Below are 18632 nucleotides of genomic sequence, written 5' to 3' on the forward strand. Positions count from 1 at the left end.
TCCGATCGCCATGTAAGCACACCCGTGTGGCTGGCGACTACCTCCTGGTGATGAACGCCCGCAAGTCCCGTGCGAGCACCGGCCGCTGCGCCGGGTCTTCCCCGATCGTGTGCCCGGACGGATAGACGTGGCTGCTCCAACGGTCGCTGGGGACGCCAGCCTGGCGCAGGGTGAGGATGCCCGCGTAGACCGGCGTGCTCAGGTCGTAGATGCCGCCGGCGGTGAACAGGCGGAGCGACGGGCTGGCTTGCATCGCGCTTGCCAGGTAGCCCGCGAATGGCCATTGGTCCGGGCCGCCACCGTAGTCCCAGCTCCTGTTGATGCTGAGGTTGAGCATGCGGTAGGCAACGTTGGAGCGGTAGCCGAGCGTGAGCAGGTAACGCGCCATGAGGGTGGAGGGCCGCTTGCCCAGGGTCATGCCGGGGTCGTTGTACGGCGGTGGCAGCGAGCCAAGGGTCTTGTCGGCGGTGGCGCGTGTGTCGAGGCTGCCGACGACCAGGCCCTGGTCCTTGAGCAGGTCGTGCCGGAATGCGGGGGATTCGGGCACGCCGGTGTTCTTTTCGCCGGCGGTGGGAGCGGTGCCGGTCCAGTCGCTTATCTGTGTTGGCGAAGCGGCCGACGTGTCCACCGCCCGGGCGTAGGCATCAGCCCCCGACGGCAGCCCGGTGCTGCCCTTGTGGTGGTACCACGCGGTGGCGGCCATGCTGGGAAGTCGGCCGCTCGCCTGCATCGCAGGATCGGGCAGTCCACCCAGCGCGAGCGAAAGCAGCACGACCCCGTGGATGCGCGATGCGTCCTCGGCGGATGCAAAGTGCAGCATCGCCGTCGCCCGCGCCGTGCCATAGCTCTCGCCAACGACGAAGACTTTGGCGTCCTCGCGGCCGTGGTTGGCCAGCCAGGCGTCCATCGCCTGGAGGATCAATCGGGCATCGCCTTCCGCCGTCCATGCCGCCCTGGGCGTGGTCCCGTGGAACGGGGCGCTGGCACCGGTCCCCAGCGGGTCGATGAAGACAAGGTCGGCGACGTCGAGCAAGGTGTCCGGGTTGCTTGCGAAATCGTCGTGGCCTGGGTCATAGCGGACCGGCCCGAAGCCCTCCAGGTGCAGCGACCAGGACGACGCGCCGGGGCCGCCGTTGAACAGGAAGACGACGGGGCGCGTACGGTCGGCCGGGAGCTTCGTGTAGCCGAAGGTGGTGACCAGGCCTACGGTTTGGCCTGCCTCGGTCGCTGGGTATTCATCGACGGAGGCTTCGTACGGCATGGATCCTGCCGCGGCCTGCCAGGATCGGGCGGCCCGAACGTGGATCGGCTCGCGGGGCGCCTGCTCCGTAGTGGGGGCGAAGGCCAGCACAGCAGCCTGGCCCGGCGAGAGATCGCCCGCCATGGCGGGCAGGGCGCAGGAGAGGAGGGCGGCAAGCAGGAGCGGGTAAGGGCGCATCGGCTCGAATCGTCTGACGAGGGCTCAAGCATTGTGCCGGGACGGATATGCAGGGCGCATGTGCATCACAGGTGCCATGTGCGGGCCTGCGCCTGCCGTCGCCACGTGACCCTCTCACTGCCGTAACGCGCTGGGTGGGAGTCTGGCAGCTTCGGGAGCGTGCCGCCCCCTCGCAGGACCAAAATCCATGAAGATCCTCGCACCACGTTCGGCGGGGACTTGATCCTGGCTGGCGTTCGCCGGAGACGCACCTCGGCACGCATCGAGCGTGAGCCTGTCATACGCGCGGAGCTCTTCAACGCAGACCAACTGGAAGCCCACGGGCCGATCCTCGCCAGCCGCCACCGGCTCGCCAAGGTGCGTACGCCCGAATGGCTGTTGCCACGCCTGGCGGACAACGAAGAAACCCTGCTCGACGCTTGCCGAGGTCTCATGCTGGCGAGCGAACACGGCCAGGCGACGACGCCGGCCGGCGAATGGTTGCTGGATAACCTGTATCTCATCGAGGAGCAGATCCGCACGGCCAAGCGGGATTTCCCCGACGGTTACAGCCGCGAGCTGGTGCAGCTCGACGACGGCGCGTCTAAGGGCTTGCCGCGTGCCTACGACATCGCGCTGGAAGTGATCGCCCACGGCGATGGCCGCATCGACGAGGCCGCCATCACGCGTTTCCTCGTTTCCTATCAGTCGATCGCGCCACTGAACCTCGGCGAGCTATGGGCCGTGCCCATCATGCTGCGCCTCGCCCTGATCGAGAACCTGCGCCGCATCGCCGTGCGCGTGACGCTCGATCGGGCCGGCCGTCGGCGTGCGACGCGATGGGCCAACGCCATGACCCGCAAAGCCGCCGAGGACGCGAAGAACGTCGTGCTCGTCGTCGCGGACATGGCGCGCTCGTCGCCCGTGATGAGCGCGCCGTTTGTCGCCGAGCTCGTCCGACGGCTGCAGGGGCAGGGCCCGGCGCTTGCCATGCCGCTGGGTTGGGTCGAGCAGCGGCTCGCGGAGTCCGGCCAGAGCATCGACTACCTCGTCCAGATGGAGTCGCAGCAGCAGGCCGCGCAGCAGGTATCGATCGGCAACAGCATCGGCAGCCTGCGCACGCTCGCCACGATCGACTGGAAAAAGCTGGTCGAGCGCACCAGCCTGGTCGAAGCGACCTTGCGCGCCGACCCCGCCGCCGTCTACGCACGGATGGATTTCGCCAGTCGCGACGACTACCGCCACCGGATCGAGCGACTCGCGCGCAAGGGCAGGCTCGACGAACTGCATGTCGCGCGCGCCGTCTTGGAAGCAAGCCAGGCCGGCACAGGCCTGTCCCGGCACGTCGGCTACCACCTGAAGAGCGACGGCCTGCCGGCGCTGAAGCAGCAGTTAGGCATCGCCGGCGGCCGGACGAAGGCGCGTGTCGCTTCACTGCCCAGGTCGCCATTCCCGTTTTCACTGGCGATCTTCGTCACGACCACGGCAGCGCTTACGTTCGCCCTGATGAGCGCAGGCAGCGTCGCGGATCGGGGCGCCGTGATGGTCGTGGTGCTGGGTCTGGGCGCCGCGATACTGGCGAGTCAGTTCGCGCTTGGCCTGCTCAACCTCGCGACGTCCTTGCTGACCCATCCCGACCGACTTGCCCGCATGGATTACAGCGAGGGCATCCCGGCCGAGGCCAGCACCCTGGTCGTCGTACCGACGCTGCTTGGCGAGCTGGGCGATGTCGATGAATTGGTGGAGGCATTGGAGATCCGGTTCCTGGCGAACCGCGACGATGCCCTGCGGTTCGCACTGCTGACCGACTTTACCGACGCGATGTCCCCAACGCTGCCAGGCGATACAGCGATACTCCAGCACGCGCAGGCGCGCGTCGATGCGCTCAACACGCGTTATGCCGCTGGCGGGACTGACCGGTTCTTCCTCTTGCATCGACCCCGCGAATGGAGCGAAACCGAACGAAGCTGGATCGGTGCGGATCGCAAGCGCGGCAAGCTGGCCGCGTTGAACGCCTTGCTCAGAGGGCAGGGCAGGGAGCGCTTCCAGCTCATCGTGGGACGCTTCGAAGAGCTGCCGGCCATTCGCTACGTGATCACGCTCGATACCGATACCCATCTTCCGCGCGACACGGCCCATCTCTTGGTTGGCGCGATGGATCATCCGCTGAACCGGCCGGTATTCGATGCCAACCATGCGGTCGTGGCGTCGGGCTACGGCATCATGCAGCCGCGTGTCGGCATCGCGCTGCCGGCCCTCGCGCGCTCGCTGCATGCCCGGCTTTACGGCGCCGATGCCGGTGTCGATCCTTACACCCGCGCCACCTCCGATGTGTACCAGGATCTCTTCCACGAGGGATCCTTCATCGGCAAGGGCATCTACGACGTCGATGCCTTCGAGCATGCGATGGCCGGTCGCTTCGAGCCCGAGCGCGTGCTCAGCCACGACCTCATCGAGGGCTGCGTGGCCCGGTCCGCCTTGCTCAGCGATGTGCTCGTCTTCGAAGCCATGCCCGACCGCTACGTCGACGAAAGCCAGCGCCGCCATCGCTGGATGCGTGGCGACTGGCAGCTGCTGCCCTGGCTGCTACCCGTGGTGCCGTCGGCAGAGGGCTGGCGGCGCAACGACCTGGACGGCCTGTCCCGCTGGAAGATCTTCGACAACCTGCGCCGTAGTGTCGTCCCTGCGGCGACCTTGCTCCTGCTGGTCGTGGGCTGGTTCGCGGTCGCGCCGGTGGTGACCTGGACGCTCGCGGTGCTCTCCATGGCGCTGCTGCCGATCCTGTTGCAGGCCACCCTCGATGCCGTGCGCAAGCCGCGCGACATCGGCTGGCGGCAACAGGCGCATGTCGCGCTTGCCGCGCTGGGCAACCATGCTGCCCGGCTCCTGCTGGCGATCGCATCGCTACCGCATGACGCACACTCGGGCCTGGACGCGATGTTCCGATCCGTCTGGCGCGTCGCGATCAGCCGGCGACACCTGCTCGAGTGGCGTTCTTCGAGCGTCGTGGCAAAGCTCGGCCGTGACCACCGGGGCGTGCCGTGGACCGCGTTGTGGGCCGGCCCCGCGGCGGCCCTCGCCGTGGCGGTGCCGCTGATCATCCTGCGGCCCATGGTCGTGGCCGTGGCGCTGCCCTGGCTGCTCCTGTGGGCGATCTCGCCCGTGATCGCGTGGTGGGTCAGCCGGTCGCCGACGAGTCGACGCTACGCGCCCGGCGACACCGATCTCACCTTCCTGCGCCATCTGGCACGACGCACGTGGGCGTTCTTCGATACACACGGTGGGCCCGACGATCACTGGCTGCCACCGGATAACCTGCAGATGGTTCCGCAGCCGCACGTCGCGCGGCGCACCTCGCCGACCAATATCGGCCTGGGCTTGCTGGCCAACCTCGCCGCGTACGACTTCGGCTACCTGGGTGCCGGCCGCGTCCTCGAACGCGTCCGCGCCACGCTGGGGACGCTTGGCCAGCTCGAGCGGTACCGGGGCCACTTCCTCAACTGGTACGACACCGAGACGCTGCAGCCACTGCATCCCCGCTATGTTTCCAGCGTCGATAGCGGCAACCTCGCAGGGCACCTGATCACCCTGCAGCGTGGCTTATTGGCGCTGGTCGACGAACCCGTGTTCCGGCGCGAATCGATCGGCGGCCTGCGCGATACGCTCGGCGTGCTCGAGTCGGCGCTGACGATCGCCAGTCCGGTGGGGTTGCGCGACTGGTCGAGCGATCTTGCGATGGCCATCGATGCACCGCCCGCGTCCATGAGCGAGGTGCTGGAATTCGCGCTGGACCAGCGTGCCCGCGCCGAAGCGCTGCACGCGTCGCTATCGCTGGAGACCGCCGACGATGCCGCCTTCTGGCTAGGACAGCTGGCGACGCAATGCGCCGACCTCGTTGCCGAGGCGACGTCGTGGCATGGCGCAGGGGTGGGTACGTTATCCATCCCGTCGCTCGCCCAGATCGCCACGGAAGAAGGTACAGAGCGCGGTGAGCGAGCCCGTTCGCAGGTCCGCCTGCTCGAAGCCGCCGCGGCCGATGCGGCGAACTTCGCCGTGATGGACCAGACCTTCATGTACGACGAGCACCGGCACCTGTTCTCGATCGGCTACGACCTCGAGCGTCATGCGCTGGACGTGTCCTTCTATGACCTGCTTGCATCCGAATCGCGCCTGACCACGTTCGTAGCGATCGCCCAGGGACAGGTGCCGCAGGAGAGCTGGTTCTCGCTGGGACGCCTGCTGACCACGGCCGACGGCCTGCCGGTGCTACTGTCCTGGACAGGCTCGATGTTCGAGTACCTGATGCCGGGCCTGGTCATGCCGACGTACGAAGGCAGCCTGCTCGACGAGACCATGCGCAATGCCGTGGCACGGCAGATCGAGTACGGCAAGCAACGCGGCGTCCCCTGGGGCGTGTCCGAATCCGGGTACAACGCCGTCGACGCGCGGATGACTTACCAGTACCGTGCGTTCGGCGTGCCGGGGCTGGGCCTGAAACGTGGCCTCGGCGACGACCTCGTCATTGCGCCGTACGCGACCGTGCTCGCGCTGATGGTGTCGCCGGCGGCGGCCACCAGCAATCTCTGGCGCCTCGCCGAGGCCGGCATGGCCGGTCGCTACGGGCTGTACGAAGCGGTCGACTACACGCCTTCGCGGCTGCGTCCGGGGCAGGATGCGGCGGTCGTGCAGTCCTACATGTCGCACCACCAGGGCATGTCGCTGCTGGCGATCGGCCACGCCTTGCTCGACCAGCCCATGCGCCGCCGGTTCGAGTCGGACCCCAACGTGATGGCCACCACGCTGCTCTTGCAGGAACGGGTACCTTTCTCCTCCAGTGAATACCTCAAGCACACGGGCATCGGCGACAGCGTGCAGCAGGCCGCCGCCCCCGAGTCGCGGCTGCGCCTGTTCACCGATCCGAACCGGCCGCGCCCGGCGGTGCAATTGCTGTCCAACGGTCGCTACCACGTCATGGTGAGCAGCGCCGGTAGCGGCTACAGCCGGCGCGATGCCATGGCGGTGACACGCTGGCGCGAGGACCTCACGCGCGATCATCACGGCATGTTCTGCTACCTGCGCGATCCGTCCAACGACGAAGTGTGGAGCACGGCTTACCAGCCCGTGATGCGCGAAACGGAACGCTTCGAGGCCATCTTCGCCGAGTCACGCGCCGAGTTCCGCGTACGCCAGCGGGGCTTCGAAACGCATACGGAGATCGTCGTCTCGCCCGAGGACGACATCGAGCTGCGCCGTACCCGCATCACCAATCGCCACAAGACCCGGCGCACGGTGGAACTGACCAGCTACGCCGAGGTGGTGCTCGCCGATCCCGCCAGCGATACCGCGCACCCCGCCTTCAGCAAGCTCTTCGTCACCACCGAGATCGTGCCATCGGTGCAGGCGTTGCTCTGCACGCGACGTCCGCGCTCCTCGGCGGAGAAGTCGCCGTGGATGTGCCACCTGGTCGCCGTCCACGATGCCGACATCGACGAAATCTCTTACGAGACCGACCGTGCCCAGTTCATCGGCCGTGGCCGCAGCACGGCGGATCCGGTCGCACTGTCGCCCGCGACCCGCCGTCTTTCCGGCACCGCGGGGCCGGTGCTGGATCCCGTGGTGGCGATCCGCGTACGCATCACCCTCGAGCCCGAGCAGACCGCGACGCTCGATTTCGTCACCGGCATCGGCGACGAACGCAGCCACTGCATGCGGCTCATCGAGAAATACCGCGACCGCCATCTTTGCGACCGTGTGTTCGACCTCGCCTGGACGCATAGCCAGGTGAACTTGCGCCAGGCCAATGCCACGCTGGCCGATGCGCAGCTGTTCGAGCACATGGCTACCTCGATCATCTACGCGAACACGGCCATGCGCGCGGCCCCATCGCTCATCGCAGCGAACACCCGCGGGCAGTCCGGACTCTGGGGACAGGCCGTCTCGGGCGACCTGCCCATCGTCCTGCTCCGCATCGGCGACATCGCACGCCTTGATATCGCCCGCGACCTCATCCGCGCCACCGCATACTGGCGGCTGCGTGGGCTCGCCGTGGACCTGGTGATCTGGAACGAAGACAGCACCGGCTACCGCCAGGCCCTGCACGATGCACTGATCGGACTGCTCGCCTCCGGTGCGGAGGCGAGCCTGCTGGATCGCCCCGGCGGCGTGTACATCCGCGCGGCACAACCCCTGTCGTACGAAGACAGGCTGGTGATGGAAGCGAGCGCACGCATCGTCGTCGTGGATACGCTGGGCTCCCTGCAGGAGCAGATGGAACGGCATCATGTCGAGCCTCGTCCGCCGATCGCCGCACCGGCGGGGTGGCTGCCGGGCGTGCCTGAGCGCGCACTCGCCGCCACCCAGGCCAGCGGTGCGTTCTCCGCCGACGGCACGGAATACGTGATCGTGCAGGAGCAGGGTGCCGCCACGCCAGCACCGTGGTGCAACGTCCTGGCCAACGCCGGCTTCGGCAGCGTCATCTCGGAAAGCGGCAGCGCGTATACGTGGGCCGGCAACGCGCACGGCTGCCGGCTGACGCCGTGGCAGAACGATCCGGTGGAAGACGCCTGTGGCGAAGCGCTCTACCTGCGCGACGAGGCGACCGGCCACGCCTGGTCGCCGTCGGCGTTGCCGATGCGCGGGGAGGGCAGCTATACCACCCGCCACGGCTTCGGCTACACCGTGTTTGAACACACGGAGCGCAACGTGGCGACGCGGCTGGAGGTATTCGTCGCCCGCGACGCCCCCGTCAGGTTCCAGGTGCTCAGCATCACCAACCACGGTGTCGACCCGATCCTGCTCACGGCGACGGCCTACGTGGAGTGGGTGCTCGGCGACATCCGCGAGAAGAACGCCATGCACGTGGTGACCGAGGTCGACCCGAGCACCGGGGCCTTGTTCGCACGCAATGCCTATAACGGCGAGTTCCCCGGTCGGATCGCGTTCTTCGATATTGGCGACGCCGACCGCGAGATGGGTGGCGACCGTGGCGATTTCCTCGGCCGCAACGGTCGCGCCTCGTCGCCGCTAGCCATGCGGCGGCAGGGCTGGACCAACCGGGTCGGGGCAGGGCTGGACCCGTGCGGCGCCTTGCGCGTGAGCATTCCCCTCGCACCGGGTGAGTCGCGCGACGTGGTCTTCCGGCTCGGCATGGGCGCCAACGCGGAAGAAGCGCGTGAGCTGGTCCATCGTTTCCGCCAGGACGGCGCCGCGGCGCGTGAGCTCGCCGACGTACGTGCGCAGTGGCATGGTCTGCTCGGCGCGGTACAGGTGCAAAGCCCAGAACCGGCCATCGACATGTTCGCGAACGGCTGGCTGCTCTACCAGACCATCGCGAGCCGGCTGTGGGCACGCAGTGGGTACTACCAATCCGGTGGCGCGATCGGTTTCCGCGACCAGTTGCAGGATTCCATGGCAGCCCAGCATGCCGCGCCCGCGATCGCGAGGGCGCAGTTGCTGACCTGCGCAGGCCGCCAGTTCGTCGAAGGCGACGTGCAGCACTGGTGGCACCCGCCGTCGGGGAGAGGCGTGCGCACGACCTGCTCGGACGATTTCCTCTGGTTGCCGCTCGCCGCGAGTCGTTATGTCCTTGCGAGCGGGGACGTGGCCGTGCTCGAAGAGTCGATCGAGTATCTCGAGACACGTGCCCTGCGTCCCGAAGAGGAATCCGTCTATGACCTTCCGCGTCTTTCCGGGATCCGGGGCACGCTTTACGAGCACTGCGTCCGGGCGCTGGAACACGCGACGCCGCGCGGGGAGCATGGCCTGCCGCTGATGGGTGGCGGCGACTGGAACGACGGCATGAACCGGGTGGGCGAGGGCGGTAAGGGCGAAAGCGTCTGGCTGGCGTTCTTCCTCATCCACGTCCTTCGGCAATTCGCGCCGATGGCGGCAGGCCGCGGCGACGAGGCTTTCGCGGCGCACTGTACCGACGAGGCGAACCGCCTTGCCGCGAGTGTCGAAGCGCATGCCTGGGACGGCGACTGGTACCTGCGCGCATGGTTCGACGACGGCACGCCGCTGGGCTCGGCCAGCAACGACGAGTGTCGCATCGACGCGGTGGCACAGAGCTGGGCGGTGATTTCCGGGGGAGCCACCGACGGGCGCGCCCGCCAGGCCATGCAATCGCTCGACGCGCACCTGGTACGCCCAGCCGCGCGCCTGATCCAGCTGCTGGATCCGCCGTTCGATCGTACGGTCATGGATCCGGGCTACATCAAGGGTTACCTCCCAGGGGTGCGTGAGAATGGCGGGCAATACACGCATGCCGCGGTGTGGGCGACCATGGCCTTCGCAGGCCTGGGCCAGACGGAACACGCCTGGGACCTCGCACGGATGATCCTGCCGTCCGCGCATACCTGGGATGCGGCGTCGGTCGACACATACAAGGTCGAGCCCTACGTGCTCGCCGCCGACGTCTATTCGGTGGCCCCACATGTCGGCCGTGGTGGCTGGACCTGGTACACCGGTTCGGCCGGCTGGATGTACCGGCTGCTGATTGAATCGCTGCTCGGCCTGTCGCTCGTCGAAGGCCGCCTGCGTATCGCGCCCCGCGTGCCGGCGAGGTGGGAGGGTTATACGATGACGTACCGGCACCTGACAGCGACGTATGCGATCGAGCTGCGCCGCGCCGGCCCCGGTGAAGCCACGTCGTTGACCCTCGACGATGCCTTGCTCGAAGGCGACAGCCTTCCCCTGGCCGACGACGACGTCGAACACAAGGTGCTGTGTATCTACCTGCCCGAGAGAGGTGAGGTGTGATGGTCAATCTCCCGCCCAGCGACCGGCATTCGCCGGCGCCGCACGAGATCCGCGAAGCCATGCTGCGCGACTACGACAAGGCCGCGGCTACCGAACCCAAGGCCTGCGCCACGCGTGTGCACGATGGAACAGGGAAGGTGCATACGCTGACGGAAACGCAGCTGCGGCACAGGAAGGCGGCGGAGTGGGCACCGGGGGTGCTTGCGCCGCCGTTGTAGCTCAGCGACGATCGCGCGGGTACTGAGGGATGGGCAGGGGCGGCAGCCAGGGCTCTCGCCGCTGGGTCCACACCTCGTACCCCGGCGCAAAAAGTCCTGCTGAGGGGAAGTGACCGGCGTAGAGCTCGATTTCCTGTGCATCGTCATCGGCCCACAACATCACCGATCCACAGGCCGCGCACGCTTCCCGGCGGTCCGTCCTGCTTTCCACCTGCTTTGTTGCACCGGTGACGATTACATCCGAAGATCGGAAAACGACGAAGACCACGAAGGGAGCGCCCGTTCGGCGCCGACAATCGAGGCAATGACAGATGCCACACCGCAAGGGAGTGCCATCTACCCGGCAGGTCACGGCGTTACATCGGCAGCGCGCTTCGGTCATCATGGCTGTGCCTCGTGGCGGCTGTGTCTTGGCGGCGCGAACACGCTATATATCAAATTGGAATGAAGCAGACAGCATGGGACGGCTGATGAGCAAAACATCTTCAAAAGTGACAATGCTCCTGTGCGCATTCGTGTCATTGACCGTGACCTGTGCCCAGGCGCGCTCCGAGGTACGTTTCGAAACCTTTTCGGCATTCGTTGATGCCGTAGGTCAGGAAGGCCTCGCATCGCCTCGACTGCCCGAGACCCTCGCCAGCCACGGCGTCTCACTCGTCGCCTCGGGGGATTCCCGTGGAACCCTTCGTGGGAGTGACGTCCTCTTCGATGACGGAACGTCGTTGTCGAACCTGTATGTCGAACCGGACACACCGACGCAGGTCGGTCGCATCACCGGAACCGTGGGCCCTGGTGCGTGCGTAAAAGTCGATTCGCTGAAGGCCGGCTACGGAATGCATGACGTGTTTGCCGCGGTGACGGCGCCTGCGCCATCTCCGTCACCACCACGCGGGCCGGCTCCGCATGCGCGGGCGATGGAAGGTCGCGTCGGCAAGGTCACCCTGGGCATCACCTATGCCTCGGTAGCGGGTCGGCCTGCCGATGCCGACTGTGTGTTCAACTTTGGTCTTAGATAAGCGGACGATCGGTGGATCAAGCGGCTTCTATCTTCCTGTAGTGGACTGCGGGTCGTTCTGACCGACAACCGAAGGCGCCCTAGAAACAATGAATCGACGACTCATCCTGGTCATAGCGTTGGCAGCTGCGGTCGCAGTTGGCACCGCAGCGCTGGTCTTGCGAACAAGCCATTCGACAGGCGATAGCGACGCGCGCCCACGGTCAGGTGAAGCCGTTGCGGGAGCTTCGCCAGGCGAAGCATCAACGGCGCTTCCACCCCAGGGCGTGCCGCTGCGCACCTCCTTTGCCAGACTGTACGGCGAAGCGGCGTCCGGGAACCCCATCGCCGCGGAAAGGCTCTTTGGCGAAGCTGCGGCGTGCCTCCACACCGCTACGGTCCGTGAGTCGCTGGATCACCTGGCCCGCAGGCAGGACTGGTTGACCACGAGCAGCGGCTACTTCGAGGCGGAAGGAGAGGCCGGAAAGGCGAGGCAGGCGAAGCTCCTTGATGAGGTGGCGCAGAACATCCAGCGGGTCGAGGCCTCCGCCAACGCGTGCGAGGGCACGGATGCGCTCCTCGCAAACGGACGGATCTACGAGTTCGCACGGGTGGCGGCGGAGCAGGGCGACGATACTGCGGCCGCGTGCCTCCTCACACCTGTATTTCCAGGTCGCCACCTCAGCGATGCCGAAGGCAGGGCCTATCGCGACGATGCGATGCGCCTGGGTAAGGCCGCCATCGACCGCGGGAGCTGGCAGGCGGTCGAGGCCATGCTCTCGACTTACAACCCGCCATACCCCGCCGGCTATGAGGTCTACCTCGCCCAAATCGATCCCGCTGGACGACTGAGGTACACCCGCCTGCTGCGCATGGGTACGCCCGACGGCTCACAGTTTGCGCAAACCCTGGACCAGGCCATCGCCATGCTTGCCGCCAGCGTTGGACCGGAGGGCGATGATGCTGCTCGTGAGTGGGCAAGCCAGGCATTCCAGAAGAGCTTCTTCTACTCGGGTCCGCCTGATCCGAGTTTTACGAGCTGCTTCCATGCTGGCTAGTGGCACGCACGCACGCGGCGCCCGCCTTCCGTGCTAAATACTAGAGACGTGTTGAGGATTCCATCAGAGAGGGGTAGGGAATGCCTTACGGATTCGAGCGGGGACACGGCCGTGATTCACTGGGGAACGATCGATACCGCCTGCGCGTTGGAGCGGCGGCACTGGCTATGGTTGTAGCTGGCTGTGCGACGGTCGATTTGGTTTGCGTTGGAGTGGTTGGCCTGACCATGGCGGCCGATGCTTCCGCCAACAACGAATCCACGCAAGAAAATTTGCGGCCAGTCCAAGTCTCCATTTGCGACTTGGCGCCACACATGAACGCCTACGAAGGCGCCCGAGTTCGATTGGCAGGAACGTACGAATCAGACGGAGCGCACTGGGAATTTATTTCTGATGCGAAGTGCCCCGGCGGCGGCCGATTGATCAGTATTGGAAGACATGGCGAACAACCTTCCGTAAAGGCGTTTTACGCCGCGAAAGAACGACGATGCCAAGCGACGCATCAACAGTTTCTGTGCATCTCTAAGTTTCCGATCGACGTAGTCGGAGTCGTGCGGCTATTGAACGGTGAATACGTGTTCGATCCGGTAGAAATTATTGATGCAAAGTTGCCCAAGGATGCTGGTAGAAAGGTCGTTGATGGTTAACCGCTCAGTCTAGCGGCCAAGTCTTAAACGTAATGTCCGTTGACTGGTTCGACGCAGGCAAAGCTCTCCTGGCTATGGAGAACGTTCTGGCCAGTGCCTGGGGCGGCACGCCGCAGCGGTCAAAAGCGAAAGCCTGCGTTACCGGGGACGGATCCATGACGTAGGGAATCCCTGATTCTCGTGTAGTCCTTAGACGACATAATATACATTATGCGCATATATGGATGGATTCCGGTGTAGGCCGAACGCCCTGTCTCGTTGCGTCCAAAGCTACCGACCGACCCATCTTTATCAAAAGATGCTCGCCTAGCGCCCGCAGATTCTCGGCCGTACCTCCCAGTGCAGCGACCGCCGTGAATCCCTGGATATCTGCTCGCCGTTCTCGAAGCTGTCGTAAGGAATGCTTCCATCGAGCGACGCCCCAGGCTCGATCCGGACCGTGCCACATCCGCCGGGACAATACATATCGCCCGTTGGCTTCAGTTTGTGGACCCCGTCCGAGGCACTGACTTCGGCACCAAAAAAACCAGGAGGCCGTTGGCCTGACCCAGGCCAGCTGTCGACACTCATGCAAAGCGCCTGCGACGCGTGCGAAACGAGATGAACGTCAAACCTTTGGTCGCTCGGGTTGTCGTCAACCACAAGCGAGAAAGCAGATGGTGGCGCAAGCTCAGATGGCCTGCTCGAAGCACACCCGGCTAACAGAGTGGAAACCAAGCCGCACGTGAGCAACGCCCTCATGGTCAACGGCTTCTCACCGAAGATTGTCCGGGACAGTCGGCTCCGCGCATGCTTATCGATGGCCTCTCAAAAGCATCCAACGCCCAGTTAGAGCACTCCAAAGCGGATACGTCGGACAACCAATCAGCGTGCCGACGGCAAGCAGGATATGGATGATCTGGTTCGCCTTTTCGGTTCCCGCAGGCGCGTGACCGTTATCGGAAATAGGGCCGTGCAGGATGGCCGGGTCGACGAACCATGCGTAACCGATCGGGAAAACACCGACCAACACGAGCCCTACTCCCGCCACGACGCCCAGCCAGCGAAGGCCTTTCGACAGCCCGATCGTGTTCCGCCCGCAGACGACGATGAGCCATACGCCAAGCGCGCCCTGGGGAACCATGTAGAGCACATCCGCGACGATGCTGGCGGAGCCCAGCACCATCAGGGCAACGATAAGGGTGAGAAACACAACGGCCGCGATCGCCCCGCCCCTCCCCGAACCTGGCGAACGCCGACGAGCGATGGCGCTCAGTGCGAGCACCAGGGGGATCAGGCACAGAGACTGGACGATGACTCCCGCGTCATGGCTCCTGAGCAGGATGTGTGCGGTCTGCCGGTCGGCGGGCCGCATCACCAGGAACACGATCAGGCATGCAAAGGCCGCCAGGCCGACGATGCCGCTGACGATCGCCAACCAGCCGGCACGTCGCGTTCCCTGGGCGGGACTGACGGAAAGAGTCTGTGCGCTCATTCGAGTTCTCCATCACTACGCTGCGAACGATGGTTCATCCCGTGCCCATCCGCAGGAACGCCCCAGTCCCGTTGTTTCTATTCACTTTCCCAATGCAAGTGAATAACACGCGCCTCGGCGCCCGGCAATAAGCCTTCCGACGTCCCCAGCCCCGCCGCCCCATTGCGATTCCCGCCAAATCCGGCAACCCTACGCGCTGGCTTGCCGTCCGTGGCGGGCCTTACGTATCCACGCCGACCAAGGCGCGCACCAAGGGGACACCACATGAACGGACGACTTTCGTGAGCGGCACCAACCTCCCAACCGAGAATCGCAAGGAGCTGACCGTTCGCGGCCTGGTCCTCGGCGTGATCATCACGGTGGTGTTTACCGCCGCCAACGTGTTCTTCGGCCTGAAGGCCGGCCTCACCTTTGCCACCTCGATTCCCGCGGCGGTGATCTCCATGGCCCTGCTCCGCGGATTCAAGGATTCCACCATCCAGGAAAACAACATCGTGCAGACCATCGCTTCGGCGGCGGGCACGTTGTCGTCGATCATCTTCGTGCTGCCCGGCATGATCATGATCGGCTGGTGGGCGGACTTCCCGTTCTGGACCTCCTTCGCCGTATGCGCGCTCGGCGGCGTGCTGGGCGTGATGTATTCGATCCCGCTGCGCCGTGCACTGGTCACCAACTCCGACCTGCCCTACCCCGAAGGCCTCGCCTGCGCCGAGGTGCTGAAGGTCGGTAGCGGCGACGACGCGGATGCCAACAGCGTCGACGAAAGCCGTGCCGGCCTGCTGGCCGTGCTGTGGGGATCGATCGCGTCGGCCGTGTTCGCGGTGATCGTCGCCACCCAGGTGTTCGCCAGCGACTTCGTCCGCTACTTCCGCGTCAACGACCGCGGTGCCGTCAGCGGCTTCGACTTCAGCCTGTCCTTCGCCCTGTTCGCCATCGGCCATCTCGTCGGCCTGTCGGTGGGCATCGCCATGCTGATCGGCGCGATCATCGGCTGGGGTTGGGGCGTGCCGCACTTCTCGATGCTCGGCGACCTGACCCAGCCGATGTCCGACCTCGCCAACGCGACCTGGAGCCACAAGGTGCGCTTCGTCGGCGCGGGTGCGATCGGCGTCTCGGCAATCTGGACCCTGGCCAAGCTGGTCAAGCCCGTGATCACTGGGCTGACCTCGGCCATGGCCGCCGCCAGGGTCCGCAAGGCCGGCAACGCCGACACCCTGCCGCGCACCGAGCGCGACATCCCGATCGGCATCGTCGGCCTGGTCACCCTGGCCTGCTTCGTGCCGATTGCCTGGCTGCTTGGCTACTTCGCCAATACGGCGGGCCTCGGCGCCCACGTCGGCGTGCTGGCCATCGGCGGCGTCGCCTTCGTCGTGTTGATGGGCTTCTTCGTCTCGACCGTGTGTGGCTACATGGCCGGCCTGATCGGCTCGTCGAACAGCCCGCTGTCGGGCGTGGGCATCCTCGTGGTGATCGCTGCCGCCTTGTTGCTGGTTGCCTTCGTCAAGCCGTACGTCGGCGTCGCCGAAGGCAAGGCGATGGTGGCCTTCGCGCTGTTCATCACCTCGGTGGTGTTCACCGTCGCGGCGATCGCCAACAACAACCTGCAGGATCTGAAGACCGGCCAGCTGGTCGACGCCACGCCGTGGCGGCAGCAGGTCGCGCTGGTCATCGGCGTGATCGCCGGCGCGGCGGTCATCCCGCCGGTGCTGGACCTGATCAACCGGGCCTACGGATTCGTCGGCGTGGCAGGCGCGGGTGCCCACGCACTGCCGGCGCCGCAGGCAGGCCTGATCTCCGCGCTGGCCCAGGGCGTTATCACCGGCAATATCGACTGGAGCCTGATCGAGATCGGCGTCGGCATCGGTATCGCCATCATCGCCATCGATGAAATCCTCGCGCGCACCACCAAGGGCGCACGCATGCCGCCGCTGGCCGTTGGCCTGGGTATCTACCTGCCCACCGTGAGCACCCTGATGGTCGTCGTGGGTTCGGTCGTCGGCTGGTACTTCGACCGCCGCGCCGATCGCTCGGCACGTCCGGAGAGCACGAAGCAGCTCGGCGTGCTGCTCGCCTCGGGCCTCATCGTCGGCGAGAGCATCATCGGCGTGGTGATCGCCGCGATCGTCGCCTTCGCCGACAAGCTGGGTTTCAGCAACCTGCAGGCGCCACTGGCGCTGGTGGGCGAAGACTTCGGCGGCAAGGCGCAGTGGATTGGCGGCATCGTCTTCGCGCTGATCGTGATCTTCCTGTATCGCTGGGTGGCCCGCATGGCCAACGGCATCGGGAGGAAGTGATCCAACCGGTCGCGCCTGCGTGATGCGGGCGCGACCGAACCTCAGGCCTGCATGCGATCGTGCAACAGGCGCTCGCGGGCGAAGCGGTAGACCGGGCCGGCCCAGCGTTTCAGCGGCTTCTTGACGTTCCACGCCGCCCACTGCTTCAGTCGTGCCCCACCCTCGCCACTGGCGAGTGCCACGGCCATGGCCGGTGCGGAGTCCTGCAGCAGGGCGTAGCGACCCAGCACGGCACAGGTCCCGACGTGCTGCCCGTGCGTGGTGGGCTCCGAGGTAAACAACGTGCGTATGCCGGCGGCTTCCGCGGCATGCAACACCGACGTCGACATGAAGCCGCCCGGCACGGATGCGGTAAGCACTTTTTCGCCGAGCACCTCTTCCAGCGTATCGACGCTTCGCCGCCATTCCTCGTGCAAGGCGCGCGTATCGAGCTGGGCGATGTTCGCCGGATGCGTATGCGAATGGCTGCCGATCAGGTGCCCGTCCTGGTGCATAGCACGCAGGTCTTCCGCGGTGACGAAGCCTGGCGTGCCGATGCGTGCGGTAGTAATGAAGAAGGCTCCGCGGATGCCCCTTTGCAACATGACCGCGCTGGTGGAGCGGGCGCTTGCGCCGCCATCGTCGAAGGTCAGCAGACAGCCTTCGAAGGTACCGGCCGCCACGGCGTTCGGATCGGCGAAGGGCGTTCCTGCAGCGCACAGGGCGTCCAGATGCGCGTCGAAGGCGGTGACGTCGAGCTTGTAGTGCGCCGCTGCGCTGCCGGGAAAACCGCTATCGTCCCAGCGGCCCGCGGCCACCACGTCGTGGTACATGAGCGTGGCGAGGCTCATTCGGCGGGCACCGCGGTGGGGTGCCTGTCGAGCGCGGCGCGTTTCCAGCGCAGGTAGCGGCTCAACCAGGGCTGGCCCCATACGCCGCTTTGCCGGCCCGCGACGTCGACCGGCCGCGCCGTGCCGGCGACGATGTCGCGCATGCGCTGGGCCAGTGCATCGAGGTTCTCGAGGACCATGCGGTACTGCACGCGGACGTGTGATTCGTTCGCCTCGTCGAAGGGATAAGTGAAGTACCCATAGACCGGACCGGTGTCGATGCCGGCATCGATGCGCAGCAGCGTGAGTCCCACGCGGTCGAGGTCACGCTCGGCCAATGCCCAGAAACAGCCGTGGGCATTCCGGTACTCGGGGCAGATGCCAGGATGCATTACCAGACAGCCGTGTTTGGGAACCCGATAGATGCGTCGTGCCAGCAGCTGCTTGCTGCGGGCGATCATGAGGTCCGGTTTGCACTCGGCCAGGAAGGCGGCCACTTCCGGCGCGTTGCCGTTGGCGACGCGCAGCTCGGGCACTCCGGACACGTCGCCGAAACGGTTGCGGAGCGCCGCGAGGCTGGCGTCCATCCACGCATGGTCCGCCGCGGCGAGCCGGAATCGGTAGTAGAAGCGCATCGCAAGGACGTCGAGGAAGCGCAACGGACCCACGCGTTGCAGCTCGCGGCGTACGCGCGCCCGCTTCTGCACGCCGGTCTCCTCGATCAGGACCAGTCCGGCGAGGTCGGAAAACGATGCCAGCCATGCCGCCAGGCCCTGGCGGTCGAAGCTGTCGTCGGCGTGGCACATCAGTACGGTGCGCATGGATCGCACTCAGTGTGGAGGCGGCCCATTCTGGCGCCCTGCTCCGCCGCTCGCGATTGGTCGGAGGGTCTATGCCCCGGCTCACGACGCGCCCTGCGTGCCCACTAGACCGAAAGTTATATCGCCCCCTTCCCCACCGAGGC

The 18632-nt window shown here is 66.1% G+C and carries 11 protein-coding genes; 6 read left to right on the forward strand and 5 right to left on the reverse strand.

Translation table 11 applies throughout. The annotated features are described in order from the left end of the window. Positions 1 to 37 precede the first annotated feature (37 nt). Positions 38 to 1438, reverse strand: coding sequence for a hypothetical protein (locus tag KPL74_05970; GenBank protein QWT21549.1), 1401 nt, complete (start codon positions 1436 to 1438; stop codon positions 38 to 40). 219 nt (positions 1439 to 1657) lie between these two features. On the opposite strand from KPL74_05970, the gene KPL74_05975 reads away from it, so the two are divergent. After that, on the forward strand, positions 1658 to 10174 hold the full coding sequence (locus tag KPL74_05975; protein QWT21550.1) for a hypothetical protein: 8517 nt from the start codon (positions 1658 to 1660) through the stop codon (positions 10172 to 10174). Further along, the gene (locus KPL74_05980) at positions 10174 to 10392 is read left to right on the forward strand and encodes a hypothetical protein (protein QWT21551.1); all 219 of its coding nucleotides are present in this window, start codon (positions 10174 to 10176) and stop codon (positions 10390 to 10392) included. The genes KPL74_05975 and KPL74_05980 overlap by 1 nt, the downstream gene beginning before the upstream one ends. Before the next feature lies 1 nt (position 10393). Here KPL74_05980 and KPL74_05985 read toward each other — a convergent pair whose 3' ends face one another. Continuing rightward, a complete protein-coding gene (locus tag KPL74_05985; GenBank protein ID QWT21552.1) occupies positions 10394 to 10777 on the reverse strand; it encodes a GFA family protein in 384 nt (127 codons plus the stop codon). A gap of 73 nt (positions 10778 to 10850) precedes the next feature. On the opposite strand from KPL74_05985, the gene KPL74_05990 reads away from it, so the two are divergent. The 3 genes from KPL74_05990 (at position 10851) to KPL74_06000 (ending at position 13091) form a co-directional block, all read left to right on the forward strand. After that, a complete protein-coding gene (locus tag KPL74_05990; GenBank protein ID QWT21553.1) occupies positions 10851 to 11408 on the forward strand; it encodes a hypothetical protein in 558 nt (185 codons plus the stop codon). An 88-nt stretch (positions 11409 to 11496) separates the two neighbouring features. Continuing rightward, positions 11497 to 12444, forward strand: a complete 948-nt coding sequence (locus KPL74_05995) for a hypothetical protein (protein QWT21554.1) — start codon at positions 11497 to 11499, stop codon at positions 12442 to 12444. A gap of 80 nt (positions 12445 to 12524) precedes the next feature. Continuing rightward, on the forward strand, positions 12525 to 13091 hold the full coding sequence (locus KPL74_06000) for a hypothetical protein (protein ID QWT21555.1): 567 nt from the start codon (positions 12525 to 12527) through the stop codon (positions 13089 to 13091). 793 nt (positions 13092 to 13884) lie between these two features. Here the strand turns inward: KPL74_06000 and KPL74_06005 are convergent. Next, the gene (locus KPL74_06005; GenBank protein ID QWT21556.1) at positions 13885 to 14565 is read right to left on the reverse strand and encodes a hypothetical protein; all 681 of its coding nucleotides are present in this window, start codon (positions 14563 to 14565) and stop codon (positions 13885 to 13887) included. Between the two features lie 281 nt (positions 14566 to 14846). Here KPL74_06005 and KPL74_06010 point away from each other — a divergent pair, with 281 nt between their 5' ends. Then, positions 14847 to 16859, forward strand: coding sequence for an oligopeptide transporter, OPT family (locus KPL74_06010; GenBank protein QWT21557.1), 2013 nt, complete (start codon positions 14847 to 14849; stop codon positions 16857 to 16859). 41 nt (positions 16860 to 16900) lie between these two features. Here the strand turns inward: KPL74_06010 and KPL74_06015 are convergent, their stop codons facing one another. Both KPL74_06015 and KPL74_06020 read right to left on the reverse strand, forming a co-directional pair. After that, complete coding sequence (locus KPL74_06015) at positions 16901 to 17689, reverse strand: polysaccharide deacetylase family protein (protein ID QWT21558.1); 789 nt, start codon at positions 17687 to 17689, stop codon at positions 16901 to 16903. Then, complete coding sequence (locus KPL74_06020; protein ID QWT21559.1) at positions 17686 to 18489, reverse strand: hypothetical protein; 804 nt, start codon at positions 18487 to 18489, stop codon at positions 17686 to 17688. Before KPL74_06020 ends, KPL74_06015 begins: the two co-directional genes overlap by 4 nt. Positions 18490 to 18632: the final 143 nt, after the last annotated feature.

Source organism: Bacillus sp. NP157, assembly GCA_018889975.1.
Classification (GTDB): Bacteria; Pseudomonadota; Gammaproteobacteria; order Xanthomonadales; family Rhodanobacteraceae; genus Luteibacter.

Bases quoted from the DNA above. Each gene is read 5' to 3' on its own strand.
- KPL74_05980 (QWT21551.1), top strand. From the start codon at position 10,174: ATGGTCAATCTCCCGCCCAGCGACCGGCATTCGCCGGCGCCGCACGAG.
- KPL74_05985 (QWT21552.1), bottom strand. From the start codon at position 10,777: ATGATGACCGAAGCGCGCTGCCGATGTAACGCCGTGACCTGCCGGGTA.
- KPL74_05990 (QWT21553.1), top strand. From the start codon at position 10,851: ATGGGACGGCTGATGAGCAAAACATCTTCAAAAGTGACAATGCTCCTG.
- KPL74_05970 (QWT21549.1), bottom strand. From the start codon at position 1,438: ATGCGCCCTTACCCGCTCCTGCTTGCCGCCCTCCTCTCCTGCGCCCTG.
- KPL74_06020 (QWT21559.1), bottom strand. From the start codon at position 18,489: ATGCGCACCGTACTGATGTGCCACGCCGACGACAGCTTCGACCGCCAG.
- KPL74_06005 (QWT21556.1), bottom strand. From the start codon at position 14,565: ATGAGCGCACAGACTCTTTCCGTCAGTCCCGCCCAGGGAACGCGACGT.
- KPL74_06000 (QWT21555.1), top strand. From the start codon at position 12,525: ATGCCTTACGGATTCGAGCGGGGACACGGCCGTGATTCACTGGGGAAC.
- KPL74_05995 (QWT21554.1), top strand. From the start codon at position 11,497: ATGAATCGACGACTCATCCTGGTCATAGCGTTGGCAGCTGCGGTCGCA.
- KPL74_06015 (QWT21558.1), bottom strand. From the start codon at position 17,689: ATGAGCCTCGCCACGCTCATGTACCACGACGTGGTGGCCGCGGGCCGC.